General features: G+C 65.7%; 5 protein-coding genes and 2 pseudogenes. All 7 read left to right on the top strand.

What is annotated here, in order from left to right:
* The coding region (gene atpA, locus J7E68_RS04690) for a F0F1 ATP synthase subunit alpha (protein ID WP_215170310.1) at positions 1-1079 on the top strand (1079 nt) is incomplete at its 5' end.
* 20 nt (positions 1080-1099) lie between these two features.
* Positions 1100-1999: a F0F1 ATP synthase subunit gamma gene (locus tag J7E68_RS04695; protein WP_056376573.1), complete on the top strand. Its 900-nt coding sequence runs from the start codon at positions 1100-1102 to the stop codon at positions 1997-1999.
* 21 nt (positions 2000-2020) lie between these two features.
* Positions 2021-3375: pseudogene (gene atpD, locus J7E68_RS04700) on the top strand (F0F1 ATP synthase subunit beta).
* A gap of 2 nt (positions 3376-3377) precedes the next feature.
* Complete coding sequence (locus J7E68_RS04705; RefSeq protein ID WP_215170312.1) at positions 3378-3638, top strand: F0F1 ATP synthase subunit epsilon; 261 nt, start codon at positions 3378-3380, stop codon at positions 3636-3638.
* 73 nt (positions 3639-3711) lie between these two features.
* A complete protein-coding gene (locus tag J7E68_RS04710; RefSeq protein ID WP_215170314.1) occupies positions 3712-4458 on the top strand; it encodes a peroxide stress protein YaaA in 747 nt (248 codons plus the stop codon).
* Between the two features lie 117 nt (positions 4459-4575).
* Complete coding sequence (locus J7E68_RS04715; protein WP_215170316.1) at positions 4576-5370, top strand: large exoprotein; 795 nt, start codon at positions 4576-4578, stop codon at positions 5368-5370.
* Between the two features lie 94 nt (positions 5371-5464).
* Positions 5465-5698 (top strand): annotated as a pseudogene (locus J7E68_RS04720) (aldo/keto reductase); the annotation flags it as partial.

A 5698-nucleotide genomic window follows, 5' to 3' on the forward strand; every position in this document is an offset into this window, starting at 1 on the left:
TCAACCCAAAGGACAAATGGGAGTCGGGCGACGTAAACACGCAGGTCCGTTGCATCTACGGCGCGATCGGTCAGAAGGGCTCGACCATCGCTTCGGTGAAGGGCGCGCTCGAAGAGGCCGGCGCTCTGGAGTACACCACGATCGTGGCAGCTCCCGCCTCCGACCCCGCCGGCTTCAAGTACCTGGCCCCCTACACCGGTTCGGCCATCGGCCAGCACTGGATGTACGGCGGCAAGCACGTCCTCATCATCTTCGATGACCTGTCGAAGCAGGCTGAGGCCTACCGTGCCGTGTCGCTCCTCCTGCGCCGCCCGCCGGGCCGCGAGGCCTACCCGGGTGACGTCTTCTACCTGCACTCGCGTCTGCTCGAGCGTTGCGCGAAGCTGTCCGACGAGCTGGGCGCCGGCTCGATGACCGGTCTTCCGATCATCGAGACCAAGGCGAACGACGTCTCGGCGTACATCCCGACCAACGTGATCTCGATCACCGACGGCCAGATCTTCCTCCAGTCCGACCTCTTCAACGCCAACCAGCGTCCGGCGGTCGACGTGGGTATCTCGGTCTCGCGAGTCGGTGGTGACGCTCAGGTCAAGTCGATCAAGAAGGCCTCCGGAACCTTGAAGCTCGAGCTCGCGCAGTACCGCTCGCTCGAGGCCTTCGCGATGTTCGCGTCCGACCTCGATGCGGCGTCTCGTCGTCAGCTCTCGCGTGGTGCGCGTCTGACCGAGCTGCTCAAGCAGCCTCAGTACTCGCCGTACCCCGTCGAGGAGCAGGTCGTCTCGATCTGGGCCGGAACCAAGGGCAAGCTCGACACCCTCGAGGTCTCCGACGTGCTGCGCTTCGAGCGCGAGCTTCTCGACTACCTGCGTCGCAACACCAAGGTTCTCGAGACCCTGCGCGACACCAACGTCCTCGACGACGACACCGTCGCCGAGCTCGAGAAGCACACGGACGCATTCATCCTGGAGTTCCAGGGTGGCAAGGGAAGCGCCATCGGCGCTCCGGGCCACGAGGAGCACGCTGCAGCAGAAGCTGACGACGTCAACCAGGAGAAGATCGTCAAGGGTCGTCGCGCGTAATCGCGTGAGGAACTGATTTCATGGGCGCTCAACTCAGGGTCTACAAGCAGAAGATCTCTTCTGCTCAGACGACCAAGAAGATCACGAAGGCGATGGAACTCATCGCGGCTTCGCGCATTCAGAAGGCGATGGGACGCGTCAAAGCGTCCAGTCCCTTCGCGCGAGCCGTGACGAGGGCCGTGTCCGCCGTCGCGACGCACTCGAACGTCGACCACCCGCTCACCCGCGAGCCCGAGACGATCCGCCGCTCCGCGGTCGTGATCTTCTCGTCCGACCGCGGTCTCGCCGGAGCCTTCAACTCGCAGATCCTCCGTGAGGGTCTCGAGGTTGCGGAACTCCTGCGCGGACAGGGCAAGGAGCCGGTGTTCTACCTCGTCGGTCGCAAGGCCGTCGGCTACTTCCAGTTCCGTCGCATCGCGGCGGCAGCGGAGTGGACCGGCGACACCGACACCCCGTCGTTCCACACCGCAGAGGAGATCTCGGCGAAGCTGCTCGAGGACTTCGGGCGCGGTGCAGACGACGGCGGCGTCGACGAGATCCACCTCGTGTACAACCGTTTCGTCAGCATGATGACGCAGTCGCCCGAGTCCGTGCGTCTGCTTCCCTTGGAGATCACGGAAGCCGACGACTCGGAGGCCGGCAACGCCGTCTACCCGCTGTACGAGTTCGAGCCGGACGCCGAGACCGTTCTCGACGCGATCCTGCCGGTGTACATCCAGAGCCGCGTCTTCAACGCTCTCCTGCAGTCGTCTGCCGCCAAGCAGGCCGCGACGCAGAAGGCGATGAAGTCGGCCAGCGACAACGCCGACAAGCTCATCACCGACTACACCCGTCTGCGCAACAACGCGCGTCAGGCGGAGATCACGCAGCAGATCGCAGAGATCGTCGGCGGCGCCGACGCCCTCTCGTCGAGCAAATAGACCATCAGGAGAGAGACGAAAATGACCCCCACCGCTACGGCTGACCAGCCGGCGACCGCGGTCGTCGGGCGCGTCGCACGCGTCAACGGTCCGGTTGTCGACATCGAGTTCCCGCACGACTCGATCCCCGACATCTACAACGCACTCAAGACCACGATCGTCATCGGCGACTCCTCGGTCGAGATCACCCTCGAGGTCGCTCAGCACCTCGGCGACGACCTCGTTCGCGCCATCGCTCTGAAGCCGACCGACGGCATCGTCCGCGGCCAGGAAGTGCGCGACACCGGCGAGGCCATCTCGGTCCCCGTCGGCGACGTCACCAAGGGCAAGGTCTTCAACGTCATCGGCGAGGTCCTGAACCTCGAGCCCGGTGAGACGATCGAAGTCACCGAGCGCTGGCCCATCCACCGCAAGGCTCCGAACTTCGACCAGCTCGAGTCGAAGACGACCATGTTCGAGACCGGCATCAAGTCGATCGACCTTCTGACCCCGTACGTGCTGGGTGGAAAGATCGGCCTGTTCGGTGGAGCCGGTGTCGGAAAGACCGTCCTCATCCAGGAGATGATCCAGCNNTCGACAAGACGGCCCTCGTCTTCGGCCAGATGGACGAGCCGCCGGGAACGCGTCTGCGCGTCGCCCTCTCGGCTCTGACGATGGCGGAGTACTTCCGTGACGTGCAGAAGCAGGACGTGCTGCTCTTCATCGACAACATCTTCCGCTTCACGCAGGCCGGTTCCGAGGTCTCCACGCTGCTCGGCCGCATGCCGTCGGCCGTGGGCTACCAGCCGAACCTCGCCGACGAGATGGGTGTGCTCCAGGAGCGCATCACGTCGACCCGTGGCCACTCGATCACCTCGCTGCAGGCGATCTACGTGCCCGCCGATGACTACACCGACCCGGCTCCGGCGACCACGTTCGCCCACCTCGACGCCACCACGGAGCTCTCGCGTGAGATCGCGTCGAAGGGTCTGTACCCGGCCATCGACCCGCTGACCTCGACGTCGCGCATCATGGACCCCCGCTACTTGGGCGAGGACCACTACCGCGTCGCCACGACGGTCAAGCAGATCCTCCAGAAGAACAAGGAACTGCAGGAGATCATCGCCATCCTCGGTGTCGACGAGCTCTCCGAGGAAGACAAGATCGTCGTGTCGCGTGCACGTCGCATCCAGCAGTTCCTCTCGCAGAACACCTACATGGCCAAGAAGTTCACTGGTGTCGAGGGTTCGACCGTCCCGCTCAAGGAGACCATCGAGTCGTTCGATGCGATCACCCGCGGTGACTTCGACCACGTCGCCGAGCAGGCGTTCTTCAACGTCGGTGGCATCTCTGACGTCGAAGAGCAGTGGGCCAAGATCCAGAAGGAGAACGGCTGACCATGGCATTGCATGTCAGCCTCGTCTCCGCGGATGCGGAGGTCTGGACGGGAGAGGCGAGCCTCGTGGTCGCCAAGACCGTCGAGGGTGAGATCGGCTTCATGACCGGCCACGAGCCGGTCCTGGCGATCCTCGCCGAGGGCCAGGTCCGCATCACTCAGTCGGATGGCACCAAGGGGCTCGCCAACGCGCAGGACGGCTTCCTCTCGATGGAGGGCGACGTACTGACGATCGTGGCAGGCAACGCGGCTCTCATCGCCTGAACAGTTCTCTTCCTCACGTCCGCCTCGGCGCCCTCGGGTGTCGAGGCGGACGTGTCTGCATTCACGAGGTCCCATGAAGATTCTGCTTCCGCCGTCCGAGACCAAACGGTCGGGTGGAGACGGTGCTCCGCTCGATGTCGCGTCGCTTGCTCTCCCGGGTCTGCACCATCAGCGGCAGGCGGTGATCGACGCCCTGGTCGACCTGTCCGCCGACGAGGAAGTCGCACGGAGAGTGCTCAAGCTGAGCCCGAAGCAGGCGGGCGACGTGGTGCACAATCGGATGCTGCGCTCGGCATCCACCATGCCCGCGGTGGATCGCTACACCGGCGTCCTCTACGACGCGCTCGATGCGGCGAGCCTCAGCCCGGCGTCTCGTCGCTGGCTGGCATCGCACGCGTGGATCCACTCCGCTCCCTTCGGTCCTATCGGAGCCCTGGATCCCATTCCCTCGTATCGTCTCGCGGCGGGCACATCCCTTCCCGGGCTGCCGGCGCTGCGCCGCCACTGGGCCGAGGCCACGACGGCGGCGATCGCGTCGGACGGTGCGCCGTTCATCCTCGATCTGCGCAGCGAGGCCTACGTCGCCCTCGGGCCGGTTCCCGCGATGGTGTCGTCTGCCTACGTCCGGGTCGTGACCGAGCACGGGCGGGCGCTCAACCACTTCAACAAGAAGTCGAAGGGGCAGCTGCTGCGTGCTCTCGCGGAGGATCGACCGCGGGTTCGCTCCATGAAGGCCCGTCGGGGCTGGGCAGAGGGGCGAGGGATCACGCTTCGCGACGCCGCCGACCCAGGCATGGTGGAGCTCGTCGTCACGGAATGACGGCCTTGATGCGTGGGTATTTCTCCCCGCGTGTGTCGTTGCCCCGAATATCGGCACACCGATATGGTTGGTGTCGCGGCGCGCAAGGCGTCCGCTCCATCGGATCCGGAGGGGTTCATGTTCTCATTTATCGGCGACGTCAGCGCGGCAATCGCGTCATCGTATAACTACGACGGAGGCGGAGCCGCAGCGGCCGCATTCTGGGCGATCTACGCCATCTTCATCTTCGTGTTCGCCGTCGGCGGCTACGTCCTCAGCGCTCTCTTCCTCATGAAGATCTTCGAGAAGGCCGGGGTCGAGGGCAAGTGGCGTGCCTGGGTTCCGTATTACAACCTCATGATCTTCTTCAAGCTCGGTGATGTCAGCCCGTGGCTCGTCTTCGCCAGCCTGCTCACCTGGATCCCGGTCCTCGGCTGGCTCGTCGGCATCGGTTTCGCCATCGTCGCCGTCCTCGCCGCGTGGCGTGTGGGACTCAAGCTGCAGAAGGACTCCGTCTGGGTCATCCTGTACGTCTTCCTGTCGCTCGTCTGGCTCGGTATCAACGCCTTCGACAAGTCGCGCTGGAACCCGAACATCGCACCGGCCTCGTGGGCGAACAACGGCTTCCTCGCCGACCGCACGGTCTGGCAGGGCATCCCCGTCCAGCCTCGTCCGGCTGCAGGCCCCGGCTACGGTGCCCCGCAGGGTTACGGTGCTCCGCAGCAGGGTTACGCTCCGCCCGCTCCGCAGGGCTACGCACCTCCCGCTCAGCCCGGCTACGCACCTCCCGCTCAGCCCGGCTACGCGCCCGGCGCCCCGCCGGCAGCGCCTTCTGCACCTCCCGCTGCTCCGCAGGTTCCCCCGGCACCGCCGGCTGCTCCTCCGGCAGCTCCGCAGACGCCGCCGACCGACCCGACTCAGCCTCCGGCCTGATGACGTGATGCAGAGCCCCCGACTCCGGTCGGGGGCTCTGTGCTGTGCCGGGGGCGATTCCGGGCACGTCCGTCCGAGACGATAACGTGGAAGCATGCTCACCTCACACCGCCGGGTCGGCGCTTCCGGCCTGCTCGTGTCTCCGGCAGGGCTCGGCTGCAACAACTTCGGCCGTTCGGGCACAGCGACCGAGTCCCTCGACGGAACGAAGCTGGTCATCGACGCGGCCATCGCGAACGGGATCACCCTGCTCGACACCGCAGACATGTACGGCGCGACCGCCGGGGCGAGCCAGCCGTTGAGGGGTGAAGCCCCCGACGGGCGCCGC

Origin of the sequence: Microbacterium sp. ISL-103 (assembly GCF_018613995.1) — a bacterium.
Taxonomy (GTDB): Bacteria; Actinomycetota; Actinomycetes; order Actinomycetales; family Microbacteriaceae; genus Microbacterium.

What these genes read in the sequence shown, in the direction of transcription:
- J7E68_RS04710 (WP_215170314.1), top strand. Translation starts at nt 3,712, where the DNA reads ATGAAGATTCTGCTTCCGCCGTCCGAGACCAAACGGTCGGGTGGAGAC.
- J7E68_RS04705 (WP_215170312.1), top strand. Translation starts at nt 3,378, where the DNA reads ATGGCATTGCATGTCAGCCTCGTCTCCGCGGATGCGGAGGTCTGGACG.
- J7E68_RS04715 (WP_215170316.1), top strand. Translation starts at nt 4,576, where the DNA reads ATGTTCTCATTTATCGGCGACGTCAGCGCGGCAATCGCGTCATCGTAT.
- J7E68_RS04695 (WP_056376573.1), top strand. Translation starts at nt 1,100, where the DNA reads ATGGGCGCTCAACTCAGGGTCTACAAGCAGAAGATCTCTTCTGCTCAG.